14 protein-coding genes are annotated in these 12,600 nt (G+C 57.7%); 9 read left to right on the top strand and 5 right to left on the bottom strand.

All coding sequences use genetic code 11. The features are described from left to right. Positions 1 to 59 precede the first annotated feature (59 nt). Together GOW31_RS05250 and cobA are read right to left on the bottom strand one after the other, a co-directional pair. Positions 60 to 374: a DUF2849 domain-containing protein gene (locus tag GOW31_RS05250; protein WP_171168360.1), complete on the bottom strand. Its 315-nt coding sequence runs from the start codon at positions 372 to 374 to the stop codon at positions 60 to 62. Beyond that, positions 374 to 1,150 (bottom strand): uroporphyrinogen-III C-methyltransferase, encoded by a 777-nt coding sequence (cobA, locus tag GOW31_RS05245; protein ID WP_171168358.1) that lies wholly within the window; start codon positions 1,148 to 1,150, stop codon positions 374 to 376. The genes GOW31_RS05250 and cobA overlap by 1 nt, the downstream gene beginning before the upstream one ends. A 144-nt stretch (positions 1,151 to 1,294) precedes the next feature. Here cobA and GOW31_RS05240 point away from each other — a divergent pair, with 144 nt between their 5' ends. Then, a complete protein-coding gene (locus tag GOW31_RS05240; protein ID WP_117869097.1) occupies positions 1,295 to 1,777 on the top strand; it encodes an Lrp/AsnC family transcriptional regulator in 483 nt (160 codons plus the stop codon). Between the two features lie 128 nt (positions 1,778 to 1,905). On the opposite strand, the gene GOW31_RS05235 is transcribed toward GOW31_RS05240, so the two are convergent. After that, on the bottom strand, positions 1,906 to 3,087 hold the full coding sequence (locus tag GOW31_RS05235; protein ID WP_171168356.1) for a cytochrome P450: 1,182 nt from the start codon (positions 3,085 to 3,087) through the stop codon (positions 1,906 to 1,908). Here GOW31_RS05235 and GOW31_RS05230 point away from each other — a divergent pair. The 7 genes from GOW31_RS05230 to GOW31_RS05200 all read left to right on the top strand — a co-directional run bounded on the left by GOW31_RS05230 (position 3,086) and on the right by GOW31_RS05200 (position 10,538). Continuing rightward, positions 3,086 to 4,867 (top strand): ATP-binding protein, encoded by a 1,782-nt coding sequence (locus GOW31_RS05230; RefSeq protein WP_171168354.1) that lies wholly within the window; start codon positions 3,086 to 3,088, stop codon positions 4,865 to 4,867. The two genes, GOW31_RS05235 and GOW31_RS05230, sit on opposite strands and share 2 nt — an antisense overlap. Then, positions 4,864 to 6,093: a sigma-54 dependent transcriptional regulator gene (locus GOW31_RS05225; RefSeq protein WP_171168352.1), complete on the top strand. Its 1,230-nt coding sequence runs from the start codon at positions 4,864 to 4,866 to the stop codon at positions 6,091 to 6,093. Before GOW31_RS05230 ends, GOW31_RS05225 begins: the two co-directional genes overlap by 4 nt. Positions 6,094 to 6,454: 361 nt before the next feature. Continuing rightward, positions 6,455 to 7,456, top strand: coding sequence for a DctP family TRAP transporter solute-binding subunit (locus tag GOW31_RS05220; protein WP_171116152.1), 1,002 nt, complete (start codon positions 6,455 to 6,457; stop codon positions 7,454 to 7,456). A 113-nt stretch (positions 7,457 to 7,569) separates the two neighbouring features. Further along, on the top strand, positions 7,570 to 8,247 hold the full coding sequence (locus GOW31_RS05215) for a TRAP transporter small permease (RefSeq protein ID WP_171116150.1): 678 nt from the start codon (positions 7,570 to 7,572) through the stop codon (positions 8,245 to 8,247). Next, positions 8,247 to 9,623 (top strand): TRAP transporter large permease, encoded by a 1,377-nt coding sequence (locus tag GOW31_RS05210; RefSeq protein WP_171168350.1) that lies wholly within the window; start codon positions 8,247 to 8,249, stop codon positions 9,621 to 9,623. Before GOW31_RS05215 ends, GOW31_RS05210 begins: the two co-directional genes overlap by 1 nt. A 154-nt stretch (positions 9,624 to 9,777) precedes the next feature. Continuing rightward, on the top strand, positions 9,778 to 10,089 hold the full coding sequence (locus GOW31_RS05205) for a multidrug efflux SMR transporter (protein WP_171116148.1): 312 nt from the start codon (positions 9,778 to 9,780) through the stop codon (positions 10,087 to 10,089). 92 nt (positions 10,090 to 10,181) lie between these two features. Beyond that, positions 10,182 to 10,538: a nucleoside deaminase gene (locus GOW31_RS05200; protein WP_171168348.1), complete on the top strand. Its 357-nt coding sequence runs from the start codon at positions 10,182 to 10,184 to the stop codon at positions 10,536 to 10,538. A 41-nt stretch (positions 10,539 to 10,579) separates the two neighbouring features. Here GOW31_RS05200 and tpiA read toward each other — a convergent pair whose 3' ends face one another. Beyond that, the gene (gene tpiA / locus GOW31_RS05195) at positions 10,580 to 11,329 is read right to left on the bottom strand and encodes a triose-phosphate isomerase (RefSeq protein WP_171168346.1); all 750 of its coding nucleotides are present in this window, start codon (positions 11,327 to 11,329) and stop codon (positions 10,580 to 10,582) included. Positions 11,330 to 11,477: 148 nt separating this feature from the next. Further along, entirely contained in the window at positions 11,478 to 11,843 is a 366-nt protein-coding gene (locus GOW31_RS05190) for an iron-sulfur cluster assembly accessory protein (protein WP_171168344.1), read from the bottom strand. Between the two features lie 289 nt (positions 11,844 to 12,132). Between GOW31_RS05190 and GOW31_RS05185 the strand changes: the two genes are divergently transcribed. Beyond that, positions 12,133 to 12,402: a hypothetical protein gene (locus tag GOW31_RS05185; protein ID WP_171168342.1), complete on the top strand. Its 270-nt coding sequence runs from the start codon at positions 12,133 to 12,135 to the stop codon at positions 12,400 to 12,402. The last annotated feature ends 198 nt before the right edge of the window (positions 12,403 to 12,600 follow it).

Raw genomic sequence — 12,600 nt, 5'->3', positions numbered from 1 at the left:
CTGTCCTTGGTTGCAGCCCCGAACCCGGGGCCTTGAAGGGGAGAGAGAAGGGCCAGAGGTCAGGCCCGGGGCTGCGGGGAAGCTTCCTGTTTGCCGTGGGCATAGTTGGACGGACCAGTGCGGCGGAAGTCTTCCCGGAAATGGGTGGGCTCGGGGCCGTTTTCGCCAGCAACGGCATCGGCCAGATAGGCGCCCACGATTTTGTTTGCCTGACGCGCGGCATCCAGCAGGCGAACCTGCGCATGCGCCTCGTCGGTGATCAGTTCTGCTTCGCTCAGGTCACGAGACCAGCGGTCATCTTCCGTCAGATAAATCACGTCACCTTCGAGCAAGTCATTTGCAGTGACGATTTTGGGGGTAAAAGCGCGGGCCATCAGGCAAGCTCCTTGTTGAATTCGGTTACAGCCTGCGCCGCTTCGCGCGGGGCAAGGCCATAGAAGGTCAGGGCCGGTCCATCCATTTCGGCGGCGGCCAGATCGGTGGGCAATTGGTCCAAGGTGGTGGCCAAAATCCGTTGGTCGGGGCGCGATGCATTCTCGACCAAGGTAATGGGGGTGGTGCGATCGGCGCCGTGCATGATCAGACGGCCCTGAATGAACCGAGCGGATTTCTTGCCCATGTAGATTGCCGCCACGGAACCGGCCTGAGCCAGAGCGTTCCAATCGTGATCCGCGAATCCTTGCATGTCGTGCCCGGTCAAAAAACGCACCGATGAGTTGCGTCCGCGGCGGGTCAAGCTTTGACCGATGCCAGCCACTGAGGCAGAGGCCGCCGTGATGCCGGGAATGATCTGCCAGGAAATACCGGCCGCATCGACGGCCTCGATTTCTTCGTCCAGGCGGCCAAAGATTGTGGGATCCCCCGATTTGAGACGCACCACACGGTTGCCATTCAGGGCGTGTTCAACCAGAAGCGCGTCGATATCGCTTTGCTTCCACGAGGGGCCGAACCCGGCCTTGCCGACATCGACCAAAGCGGCGCTCTGGGCGGCAATGTCCAGCACAGGCTTGCTGATCAGGCGATCATGCAGCACCACATCCGCACGCTCGAATGCGGCCAACGCCTTGAGCGTCAGCAATTCGGGGTCACCGGGTCCGGCGCCGACAAAGTCGACATGACCTTTGGGCTTGGTTGTGTGAAAATCCTGCATCGGATCGTCTCGGACATTGTTTGACTTGACCCTCAATATAGGAAATATTCCCACCAAAGCGCCATATCGCCGCTGAAATAAGGACAAATGTTCCGATTTTCGGGAAAACCGGAACAGGGATGTCGAAACAGAAGGAAAATTGGAATGTCGGTGCGGATAGATGACACGGATCGAAAAATTCTGGCCGAGCTGCAACGGGACGCAGGCCAATCATTGGACGAAATTGCGGCTCGGGTCGGTAGTTCAAAGACGCCTGTCTGGAATCGCATTCGCAAGCTCAAGGGGGCGGGAATCATCGGCCAGCAAACGGTGCTGCTGGATGCCGAGGCACTTGGGTTCGAAGCCACCTTTTTTGTTTTGATCCGCACCTCGGAACATGAGGCGGACTGGCAACGTAAATTCCTGAAAGCATTGAAGGATCACCCCGAAGTGCAAGAGGCGCACCGGTTGGCGGGTGATATCGACTATATCCTGAAAGTCCGGGTCAAGAACGCACGTGCCTATGATCAGTTCTATCAGTCGCTCATCTCGGAGGTGCGCGTGCACAATGTCACGGCGTTGTTGTCCATGGAAGAGATCAAGTCCACGACGATGTTGCCGCTGAATGCGTTGGCAGAGGGGGCCTAGAACACTCGACCGTGGCTCCTCCGCCAGTGTCTTTCAGGGGGCTTTGAGCCAGATGAACTGATGGGTGTTTTCATCCGGCCGGAAGCAAAATCGCCGGAAGCGTCGTGTAGATATGCGAAATGTGATGGCTAACGTCTGACCAGCAGCTGATTCAGCCCGTGAAAGTGATAGCTGTCCGAGTAAAGCGGCGGCGCAGCCAGTTTCAGGTTTGGGCAGCTTTCGAACAGGATCGGCAAAGCAATCCGCATTTCAAGACGCGCCAGAGGTGCGCCGACGCAGAAATGAATTCCGCCCCCAAAGCTTGTGTTGACTTCAATCGGACGGCTCGGCTGAAACGTGTTCGGTTCAGCCCAGACAGCGGGGTCGCGGTTGGCCGCGCCAAGCAACAGTGCCACTTGATCGCCACGTTTGAATGAATGGCCGAACAGATCCACGTCCTCATACGCGTAACGTGTGAACATGTGCAGAGGCGGGTCATAGCGCAGGATTTCTTCGATGGTTGCGTCGAGTCCATCCGGTGCCAGGGCGTCGGGGGCGGTACGGGTCTGCAACAGGGTTTTCACCCCGTTCCCCAGTGAATGCACGGTGGCCTCATGGCCTGCGTTGAGCAGCAGGATGCAGGTGGCAACCAGCTCGTCCAGTGACAGTTTCTGGCCTTCTTCCTCGGCGCTTATCAACCGGGTTATCAGGTGGTCCCGTGGATCATTGCGCCGCAGCTCTATGTATTCCTTCAGGAATTCGGTGAACTCCCGAGATGATTTGGCGGCCGTGTCTTCGGTGTCCTGCGTGCGATTGGCCTGATACATGGCAACCATATCGTGAGACCACCGTAGCAGATCGGGCGCCATGGCTTCGGGGACGCCCAGAAGCCGGCAGATCGTGACCACCGGAACCTGAGTGCAATAGGCTTCCAACAGGTCGAACGTGTTCCGAGGGAAGTCCTTTATCAGGCCGTGGCACAGATCTTCGATGGAAGGTTGCAGCGCAGAAATCGCCCGTGACGTGAAGGCGCGCATCACCAATGATCGAAGGCGTGTGTGCCTTGGCGGTTCTGCCTCAAGCAGTGAATGGGCCTCGATGGCCAGCCAGGGCGCCAGATGGGCGGGACCTTGCTCTGCCAGTTCGGGCGGTACCTCGCGGCCAAATCGGCGGTCCCGAAACAGGGCGCGAACCGCGCGGTATGAAACCGCGGCGACCATACCGTAGTCCTGCCAATGGAACAGATCGCCCGAGCCTCGCGCCTTGTCGTAGAACGGGTAGGGGTTTTGGACGAAACCCGGGTCTGTCGGTGATTGCGAAAAAGACTTCATGCGCCGCACACTTGCCATGCGGCGCATTGAATGCAAGACCCTGTCTATGCACAGGGTTTGGTTCATTTCCGGTTTCTTGCTCGCCGTTGGGCTAATGTCGGGGTTTGTCTGGTCTTATGGATATCGACAGGCCCTGTCTCAGCTGAGCGAGAAGGCAGAGGCAGATCTTGAGCTGGCGGCTGACCGGCTGAGCACGCAGATGCAAGTGTATCAGGAACTTGCCGTGCTGATGGCAACTCATCCCGTTTTGCATGAACTGGATACGCAGGCCGGTATTCGCCAAGCCCGGGCAACGCTGCTGGACGTCGCTGACAAAACGGCCGCCGTAAACATGATGTATCTGGATACGAACGGAAAGGTGCTGGTATCGGCGCAGCCTGTGTCCCAGCGCAACATGGCCCATCATCCGGCTTTCCGCCGTGCGATGCAGGGCGCCTTGGGCAGTGCGCATGAGGTTGTACTTTCGGGCGAAGACCGGATCTATTCCTATGCCGCCCCCACTTTTGGCCCGTCTGGCCAGATCGAAGGCGCGTTGATGGTCGTTGCTGATGTTCAGGACGTTGAACAAACGTGGCGTGGCAGTACCGAGGCGGTTTTCTTTGTCGATTCAGATGGTGTCGTTTTCATTTCCAACAGATCCGACCTGCTGTTCTGGCGCCGGGCGGACGGTGAGGCGGGATTGACGCCGCCAGATGGTGCGGCTGTCGATTTTTCTTCGAAACAGGTCGGCAGGCACGAGTTGTGGCACTTGAACTGGGGGCGTTACCTACCGCGCGATGCGCTGCATCTGACCCTTGATTTGCCGGTGATCGACATGACTGCCGAGGTTCTGGTGGATGTGGCGCCGGCCCTTCAGCTTGCCAGGCTTCAGGCGGCGGCCGTCGCAGCGATCTGTTTGGCCTTTGGGGCCATGCTCTTTCTAGCCATGGAGCGGCGGCGGGCATTGGCAGAAGCGAATGCCGTTCTGGAAAGCCGTGTGGCCAAACGCACCCATGACCTGACAGTGGCAAATGCCAGTTTGCGCAAGGAAGTAACGGAACGGGAAGAAGCCGAGGCGGCGCTGCGGCGGGCCCAGGCGGACCTGGTTCAGGCGGGGAAGCTCAGCGCTTTGGGACAAATGTCGGCGGGGATCAGTCATGAACTGAACCAGCCGCTTATGGCCATACAGCAATTTGCGGATAACGGCTCAGCGTTCATGACGCGGGGAAAACCTGAAATGGCCGCCGAGAATCTGGGCCGGATCTCGGAAATGGCGGCGCGGATGGCGCGGATCATCAAGAACCTTCGCGCCTTTGCCCGCAACGAAAGCGAACCAATGGGGCGTGTTGACCTGATACAGGTTCTCAACACCGCTGTTGAACTGACAGAGGCCCGCCTGCGAGACGACGACGTAACCCTGAACTGGGCCCCCCCGAACAGCGCTGTGTATGTTTGGGGGGGGGAAGTACGTTTGGTGCAGGTGTTCGTGAATTTGATCAACAATGCGGCGGATGCAATGCTGGGGCGACCAAAGCGGATTATAACGATAACGCTGCGAAAAGGTGCCCGGCTGAGTGTTTCCCTACAGGACACAGGCCCCGGCATTGAAGACCCCGATCGGATGTTCGAGCCCTTCTATTCGACGAAAAGCGTTGGATCGTCGGAAGGTTTGGGGCTGGGGCTTTCGATTTCATACGGGCTGGTTCAAAGTTTCGGTGGTGATATTCGGGGCGCGAACACGGCGGATGGGGCCATGTTCACCGTCGAACTGGAACCTTGCGACGAGGAAGAGGCCGCATGATGCGCAGGGTTTTGTTGGTCGATGATGATGCAGCCGTACGCGAGGCCCTGTCTCAGACTCTGGAATTGGCGGACTATCTGCCAACGACCGCGGGGTCTTTTGTGGCGGCCAAGGATCACATCAGTCGCGATTTTCCCGGTGTCATCATCTCGGATATCCGCATGCCGGGGCGGGACGGGTTCCACCTTTTGTCTTATGCACGGGAAATCGATCCGGATCTTCCCGTCGTGCTTTTGACGGGTGAGGGCGATATTCCCATGGCCGTCGACGCCATGGGAAAGGGTGCGTTCGATTTTCTGGAAAAGCCGTGCGCCGCGTCCGACCTTCTGGAGGTGCTTGAACGCGCCTTTGCAGCCCGTTCGCAGGTATTGGAGCAAAGGGCGGCGAAATCCGAGCTGGAACGAGGAGACCCCGCCGCGCGTTTGCTGTTCGGTCTGTCGCCGCAGGCCGAGGCCCTGCGCGAGCGGGTTCGGACCGTCGCTCCGACAGGTGCCGAAGTTCTTGTGACGGGACCGCCGGGCAGCGGCATCTCCAAGGTCGCCGAGGTCGTGCATCTGATGTCGCCAGCAGGGCAGGGACCATTTGTCAAACGCACGGCCTCAAGCCTCAGCCCCGACGATTTGGCCAAGAGCTGTGAAGATGCGGCAGGTGGGTCATTGTTTCTGGATGAAGTCTCGGCCATGCCCCATGCCACGCAATTTGCGGCTTTGGAGATCATCGAGCGGGGGCCGGGAGGGCGTATCATTGCGGGAACGACCGCTGATCTGTTGGCGCTGAGTTCCGAAGGCCGGTTCAATGCTGACCTGTTTTACAGGCTGGATGTCATGCGGGTGCGTATTCCATCGCTGGCAGAACGTCCCGACGACATTCCGGTGATCTTCCGCCATTACGTTGCACAGGCCGCGGAACAGGCGGGGATCGTGGCGCCGGACATCTCGTCCGAGCATCTGGCGTCGCTTATGGCCAGCGACTGGCCGGGGAATGCGCGATCCTTGATGTCAGCCGCGATGCGCTTCGTGCTGGGAATGCCGGAAGAAGTCGCGCAGGCAACAGACCTGGGCCTCAGCGAACAGATGGCGCGGGTGGAGCGGTCGCTGCTCATCGCGGCGCTGGGTCGTCACAACGGCAAGGCATCAGATGCGGCGAAGGCGTTGAAACTGCCGCGCAAGACATTTTACGACAAACTGGCACGGTACCAGATTCGGGCCGAAGATTATCGGCGGTAACGGCCGGGCTCCCGCCACCTTTTCCGCATTAACATGCGTCTAAAGCTGTTGGGCCGGGCAGCCCGCAGATGCGGGCTGCGGATTCGCCTCGGTTGATTCGGGGGTTTTGATTCGCAGGGTGTGCGGATTTTCGCACAAACTGGAAAAATGCTGTGCGGAATCTCGCACTCGGGGTTTTGAGTGCGTCGACGGTGCATTGCAAAGTGCTTTTTAAGTTCTTGAAACAAAATATATAAATAGAAAATCGAGGGGCAAAAAACAAAACGTTGAGTGGATTGTGCCGATTCGTTTCACTTCGCTGCATCTGATACCGAATTGGTGTCGAAGAACAGTTTCAAGGAAGTCTGGGAGGAAAAGACAGATGAAATTCCTGACAACAGCCGCAACCGCTCTGGCGCTGACAGTCACAGCCACCGCAGGGATGGCAGCCTGTGACGATGGTGAAATCGTCGTCAAGTTCGCGCATGTGACCAACACTGACAAACACCCCAAGGGCATTGCCGCATCGCTGCTGGAACAGCGCGTCAATGATGAGATGAACGGCGTGATGTGCATGGAGGTCTATCCGAACTCGACCCTGTACAACGACGACAAGGTGCTGGAGGCGATGTTGCAGGGCGACGTTCAGCTGGCCGCACCGTCGCTGTCAAAGTTCGAGAAGTTCACCAAGCAGTTCCGCCTGTTTGACCTGCCGTTCATGTTCAAGAACATCGATGCTGTGGATGCGTTCCAGGCTTCGGCTGATGGTCAGGCGATGAAGGACAGCATGCAGCGCCGTGGCCTTCAGGGGCTGGCCTTCTGGCACAACGGCATGAAGCAGATGTCGGCCAACAAGCCGCTGGTCGATCCGTCGGATGCAAACGGTCTGAAGTTCCGCGTGCAGTCTTCGGACGTTCTGGTGGCACAGATGGAGGCCATTGGTGGCAGCCCGCAGAAAATGGCGTTCTCGGAAGTTTACGGCGCGCTGCAACAGGGGGTTGTGGATGGTCAGGAAAACACCTGGTCGAACATCTATGGCAAGAAGTTCTTCGAAGTACAGGACGGCATCACCGAGACCAACCACGGCATCATCGACTATCTGGTCGTAACCTCTGTGGATTGGCTGGACAGCCTGGATCCGGACGTGCGTGATCAGTTCCAGACCATTCTGGCTGAAGTCACGGAAACACGGAACAAAGAAGCCTTTGCCGTGAACGAAGCAGCCAAAGCCTCGATCGTTGAAGCAGGCGGTGTCATCCGCGAATTGACCCCGGAACAGCGTCAGGCCTGGGTTGATGCGATGAAGCCTGTTTGGGACCAGTTCGCAGGTGACGTGGGTCAGGACAAGATCGACGCGGCTCAGGCCATCAACGCCGGCTTCTGAATCTGGCTAAAGGCAGCGCGTCCGGGGACTGGGGAGTATTCGACGCGCTGGCCGGGCGGGCTGAACAAGCCCGCCCAACACTCTCTCATCACAAAAAATGCGGGGACAGAAAGATGTCTGGTGCGAATTCCGGCCAAGGCGGGCTGGTCGACCATATCGAAGAAACCCTGATCGCGTGTCTGTTGGGCCTGATGACGGTCGTGACATTTGCCAACGTGATCGCGCGGTTTGTTTTCAATTCCAATATCCTGTGGGCGCTTGAACTGACGGTGTTCACTTTTGGCTGGCTGGTGCTGCTTGGTGCCTCTTACGCGGTCAAGAAACACTCTCATCTGGGTGTTGACGCGATCCTAAACATGCTGGCCCCGGCGCCGCGTCGCATTCTGGCGCTCATCGCTGTGGGGTGCTGTCTGGTGTTTTCGCTGCTGTTGCTGAAAGGCGCCTATGACTATTGGGCGGTCTTCGCGGATCTGCCGCCGACATCCGGACGCTGGTTCCCGACCGGGCTCAACTTCGACGCCCGCAGCCAGAGCTTCTATGAGGTTGACGATATCCCGATGGTCGCTCCGCTGCGGTTTCTGGAAGACCTGATCAACTATGGCGAAGGATACGAGAAGCTTCCCAAGGTGGTGCCCTATCTGGTGCTGCCGGTATCGATGCTGCTGCTGGTGATCCGGTTCGCCCAGGTTGCCGTTCAGATCTGGCGTGGTGAAACGGATCGCCTTGTCGCCAGCCACGAAGTCGAGGACGAGATCGAAGAAGTCCGCGCTCAGCAAGGAGAGCACAACTGATGGACGTCGTACTTCTTTTCTCGATGGTCGTCGGCCTGCTGCTGATCGGTGTGCCGATTGCGGTTGCGCTTGGCCTCAGCTCGACCCTGTTTCTGCTGATCTACTCAGACAGTTCACTCGCTTCTGTCGCGGGCACGCTGTTCGAGGCTTTTGAAGGGCATTTTACCCTGCTTGCGATCCCGTTCTTCATTCTGGCGTCGTCCTTCATGACAACAGGTGGTGTCGCACGACGGATCATCCGGTTCTCGATCGCCTGTGTCGGGCATTTGCCCGGCGGGCTGGCGATTGCGGGCGTCTTTGCCTGTATGCTGTTCGCAGCCCTGTCCGGGTCGTCTCCGGCGACCGTGGTCGCCATTGGCTCGATCGTCATCGCGGGGATGCGTCAGGTGGGCTATTCCAAGGAATTTGCCGCCGGTGTGATCTGCAACGCGGGGACGCTGGGTATTCTGATCCCTCCGTCCATCGTCATGGTCGTATATGCCGCCGCTGTTGAAGTCTCGGTTGGGCGCATGTTCCTTGCAGGTGTTATTCCCGGTCTGATGGCCGGTTTGATGCTGATGATCACCATCTATGTCATGGCCAAGGTCAAGAACCTGCCCAAGGGCGAATGGAAAGGCTGGGGAGAGATCTTTACCTCGGCCCGTGAGGCCGGTTGGGGTCTTTTCCTGATCGTCATCATTCTGGGTGGTATCTATGGTGGCATCTTCACCCCGACCGAGGCCGCCGCAGTCGCCGCAGTCTACGCGTTCTTCATTGCCAGCTTTGTGTACAAGGACATGGGCCCGCTGAGCACGGAAGAAGGCACCCAGAACCTGCCGCTGCTGAAAAAACCCTATGCGCTGATCACGGCTTTCTTTCACCCGGACACCAAGCATACGCTGTTCGAGGCTGGCAAGTTGACTGTCACTCTGCTGTTCGTGATCGCCAACGCGCTGATCCTCAAGCATGTTCTGACCGACGAACAGGTGCCGCAGCATATCGCCGAAGCGATGCTGTCGGCGGGCCTTGGCCCGGTCGCATTCCTGATCGTGGTGAACGTGATCCTGCTGATCGGCGGTCAGTTCATGGAACCGTCTGGCCTGCTGGTCATCGTAGCGCCCCTGGTGTTCCCGATCGCTATCGAGCTGGGCATCGACCCGATCCATCTGGGTATCATCATGGTGGTCAACATGGAGATCGGGATGATCACACCTCCGGTCGGTCTGAACCTGTTCGTGACTTCGGGTGTTGCGGGTATGCCGATGATGAGCGTTGTGAAGGCGGCGCTGCCGTTCCTGGCGGTGCTGTTCGTCTTCCTGATCACGGTGACGTATATTCCGTGGATATCGACCTTCCTGCCCAACACGTTCATGGGGCCGGAAATAATAACCAACTAGACTGTCTGAAAACTGAACAAAGCCGGGTGGTGTCAACTGCCCGGCTTTTTCGTGTCTTGAAACCGCGCGATGGGTTCTTATTTGAGGCACAGAGGACGACCTCTGCTTTCTGGAACATCATTCGGGACGACCCGTACGGCTATGAGGTTGTCTTATGCCCTGGATCTTTCTTCTGTTTGCTGGCCTTTTGGAAATTGTCTGGGCGGTTGCCATGAAGCAGTCGGCCGGTTTTACCCGATTGTGGCCGACGGCCGTGATGGGCGTTTCGATGTTGGGCTCATTTGGTCTGCTGGCGCTTGCAATGCGGGACTTGCCGTTGGGGACCGCATACACGATCTGGACTGGGATCGGTGCGGTGGGGGCGTTCAGTGTCGGTATTCTGTTTCTTGGCGAAGCCCTGACACCTGCGCGGATCGCAGCTGCGGTTCTGATCGTGACAGGCCTTGTGGTGATGAAGCTGGCCTGATGCGCTTGACTTGCCAAGCCAAAGTACTTCGGCAGTTTATAGTACACACACGCGGCTCGGAATTTTGACCGGCTCTGACAGACGCATTTTGCGTGGCTCCTGAAAAGGCGGAGGCCGGATTTGACGACGGCGGATGTCGCATCGGATCGGTTCTGGCGCGGGATGGCGGAGTTGTCTCACAAGGTCGCAATCATCCTGTACAGGGCGGCAACCCGACCGTGCTGGAAGAGCTGGATGCCCTGCCCAAGGCGGGGCGTCAGAAAACATATCGCGCCATTACCCAGTTTAGTTTTGTTCGCTTCCCATCGCTCAGTTCGGAATCCCGCGTATCTTCGTCAACTCACGGAGTTTCGTGCGCAAGGCAGGATTTTTGTACGATAAAAGGGGACGGGCCTGTTGTAGTGAACAACCCTGACCGCAACGCGTTGAAGCGACGATCTATTGAATAACCGATCCTTGAGCCGAAGAAACTGTGGGACGAAGTCTGGAACTAGGCGCCTTCCAGCGCTTGAATAATATCCGAGAAATCAGACGCTTTCAGGCTGGCCCCGCCCACAAGTGCGCCATCGACGTTGGAAACTGAAAATATATCCGCCGCGTTGCTGGGTTTCACCGAACCGCCATAAAGCAGGCGGACAGAACGGCCCACGCCTTCGCCAAAGCGGCGCTCCAGCCGGGCGCGCATGAAGTCGTGAACTTCCCCGATTTCTTCCAGGGTGGGAACTTTGCCGGTGCCAATTGCCCAGATCGGTTCATACGCGACGATCAGGTTCTCGCCGGTCGACTGATCCGGGATCGACCCGGACATCTGGCCGCCGATGATGTCGAGCGTATTGGCCGCTTCGCGCTGCTCAAGGCTTTCGCCGACGCAAATGATCGCCTTCAGACCTGCATCCATCGCTGCGCGCGCCTTGGCCCGCACATCTTCATCATGTTCACCGTGGTCCACGCGGCGTTCGGAATGGCCCAGGATGACCGATGTTGCACCGGCATCCACCAGCATATCCGCACTGATATCTCCGGTGTGTGCGCCTGATTTTGCGGCATGACAGTCCTGACCACCGACAGAGATGGCGGTGCCCTGAACGGCAATTGATGCGCGGCTGAGCAATGTTGCCGGTGGGCAAATCAGGATATCCACCGATGCCGCCGGGTGGATCTGAGACAGCGCCTTCAACTCGGTCAACTCAGCGCCGGTCCCATTCATTTTCCAGTTTCCAGCCGCCAGCTTCTGCCGCATTTCGGTATCTCCCTGATCATCCGATGATTTTAGCATGCGGATAGCATTGTCGGCATCATCTTACAATTCTGCTCGCATGCTGATCCCGGACGGAAACATCGAAGATGGGTCCGCATGCGACGTTCAAATGAAAAGTGATGAGGCGGGCTTAGCCTTGTTGGGCGATGTTTTCGTCAAATTTGATCGACTCACCGCAGCCGCAGGCGTCGACGACGTTCGGGTTCTTGAATTTGAATCCGGAATCCAACAACGACACTTCGTAATCGATTTCGGTTCCAAACAGAAACATCTGGGCCATTGGCGCAATCATGATGCGCGCGCCGTCCTGTTCGACCACTTCGTCATGAGGATCTGCCTGATCGACATATTCCATGGTGTATTCCATGCCTGCACAGCCGCCTTTTTTGACGCCGATGCGCAAACCAGCGTGACCGCCCGAATTCATCAGGCGGGTAATCTGCTCTGCGGCTTTGGGCGTTATGGTCACAGCCTGTTTGCCGGGGATGCCGAACATGTAAATCTCCGTTGTCGCGCGTTACACCCAATCTAGGGGCCAAGGCTCTTTTGCTCAAGGCAATGTCGTGTAAAGAAATTGAATTCGCTGGAAAGCTTAGTGTTTCTGCGTCGCCGCTCTGCCAACTTGCTTTGATACGGGAGGCGGGGTTAGCATCGGTCTTATGAAGTTTTGGAACCCCGTCCGAATAGATGGCATGACATGAAGTGGTAAAAATATGAATTACTTAGAGTCGAAAGTTAAAGTAGCTTTGCTTGCGCCCGCACTTTTTTTCGTAAGCGTGTGTGCGATGTCCGACGAAGCTTGGGCGGCCACGGGATCCGAACGGCACCCGGTGAATTGTGCAACGGCGGAAGGGGATCTGCGCGCAATTGCATCGGAAAAGAAACATGCGGAAGACAAACAACTGGAAAGCATTGCTGCCATAACACCTGCCGGGGCTCTGTTGGGGCTGGTCACGGGAACCGAGCAAAAAAGGCTGCAAATGCTGTCAGGTGACTACATCAAGCAGCTGGACGCCAGAGCGGCAGAGATCAAGGAAACCTGCAATCTGAATTGATCGTCGTTGTCGGAACAAAAAAGGACCGTTCTCGGGCAAGAACGGCCCATATTCTTGAGCTGGGAAGCGGGGGGCGGTCATGGCGTGCCCAGCCGACGGCACCGCATACGCGAATGCCACCTTCAGATGTTATCCGTCAGGAGTGTGACAGGGGCTGCACGACAAGGTGACGAAAATGCCAAGCTTTCGTGACAGTTG

The organism is Ruegeria sp. HKCCA0370, from assembly GCF_013033705.1.
In the GTDB taxonomy this organism is placed as follows: Bacteria; Pseudomonadota; Alphaproteobacteria; order Rhodobacterales; family Rhodobacteraceae; genus Ruegeria.
Note: the sequence above shows the minus strand (reverse complement) of the source record. Positions and strands in the feature narration are given on the sequence as shown.

Coding starts and splice junctions, on each gene's coding strand:
- tpiA (WP_171168346.1), bottom strand. CDS start 11,329: ATGCGGCAGAAGCTGGCGGCTGGAAACTGGAAAATGAATGGGACCGGC.
- GOW31_RS05220 (WP_171116152.1), top strand. CDS start 6,455: ATGAAATTCCTGACAACAGCCGCAACCGCTCTGGCGCTGACAGTCACA.
- GOW31_RS05190 (WP_171168344.1), bottom strand. CDS start 11,843: ATGTTCGGCATCCCCGGCAAACAGGCTGTGACCATAACGCCCAAAGCC.
- GOW31_RS05210 (WP_171168350.1), top strand. CDS start 8,247: ATGGACGTCGTACTTCTTTTCTCGATGGTCGTCGGCCTGCTGCTGATC.
- GOW31_RS05185 (WP_171168342.1), top strand. CDS start 12,133: ATGTCCGACGAAGCTTGGGCGGCCACGGGATCCGAACGGCACCCGGTG.
- GOW31_RS05240 (WP_117869097.1), top strand. CDS start 1,295: ATGTCGGTGCGGATAGATGACACGGATCGAAAAATTCTGGCCGAGCTG.
- GOW31_RS05235 (WP_171168356.1), bottom strand. CDS start 3,087: ATGAAGTCTTTTTCGCAATCACCGACAGACCCGGGTTTCGTCCAAAAC.
- GOW31_RS05215 (WP_171116150.1), top strand. CDS start 7,570: ATGTCTGGTGCGAATTCCGGCCAAGGCGGGCTGGTCGACCATATCGAA.
- GOW31_RS05250 (WP_171168360.1), bottom strand. CDS start 374: ATGGCCCGCGCTTTTACCCCCAAAATCGTCACTGCAAATGACTTGCTC.
- GOW31_RS05230 (WP_171168354.1), top strand. CDS start 3,086: ATGCGCCGCACACTTGCCATGCGGCGCATTGAATGCAAGACCCTGTCT.
- GOW31_RS05225 (WP_171168352.1), top strand. CDS start 4,864: ATGATGCGCAGGGTTTTGTTGGTCGATGATGATGCAGCCGTACGCGAG.
- cobA (WP_171168358.1), bottom strand. CDS start 1,150: ATGCAGGATTTTCACACAACCAAGCCCAAAGGTCATGTCGACTTTGTC.
- GOW31_RS05205 (WP_171116148.1), top strand. CDS start 9,778: ATGCCCTGGATCTTTCTTCTGTTTGCTGGCCTTTTGGAAATTGTCTGG.